1 pseudogene is annotated in these 624 nt (G+C 37.5%); it reads right to left on the bottom strand.

What is annotated here, in order from left to right:
* Positions 1 to 120: 120 nt before the first annotated feature.
* A pseudogene (locus tag M1B78_RS18480) lies at positions 121 to 624 on the bottom strand (hypothetical protein); the annotation flags it as partial.

Below are 624 nucleotides of genomic sequence, written 5' to 3'. Positions count from 1 at the left end.
CGGTGCACCACTTACTATCTGGAACTGATTCATTGCTATATCCTGCTTCTCTGCCATAATCTCACATTTAAGGGGCAGAAGATAAGGCAGAAAAAGGGAGACTCAAAAACTCTCTTACATTTAGGTATTATTTATTAACTTCCAATCCCTTAGAATCTCTCCATTGCTACGGACGGTTTTAATATATAGACTTCCAGAGTTAGTAATGTATAAATGGGCCGTGTATTGAATCCCTCTTAGCACTAATAATATCCCAGTTCCCATGTTCTCTAAATTATCAGTAGATGAATATACACCAGCACTGATTTGATTATTGTATTTTTCATTTGATATATACTTACCTTGTTCAAATCCATTAGCTTGCATAAGCCCTTTAGAGGCTTGTGTAGCTACTGGCATAGCTGCTCTAATAAGCTCCACCAAATCACTTTTCTTTATTTTCGCCTGGCTACCATCGGCCAGTTCCACATATACATACGATGCATTACTTACTATCTGGAACTGGTTCATCTTTATATCTTGCTCTGCCATACCTTGTACGTTTAAGGGGCAAGAGATTGGAAAGAAAAATGAACAGCCTAATAAAGACTTATGAAATGGGAATTTTCTTTTCCTTGGCATGAG

The sequence above is a fragment of the Bacteroides muris (ex Fokt et al. 2023) genome (assembly GCF_024704895.1).
GTDB classification, from domain to species: domain Bacteria; phylum Bacteroidota; class Bacteroidia; order Bacteroidales; family Bacteroidaceae; genus Bacteroides; species Bacteroides muris.
The sequence above is the reverse complement of the archived record's forward strand: the minus strand, read 5'-3'. Positions and strand labels throughout refer to the sequence as shown.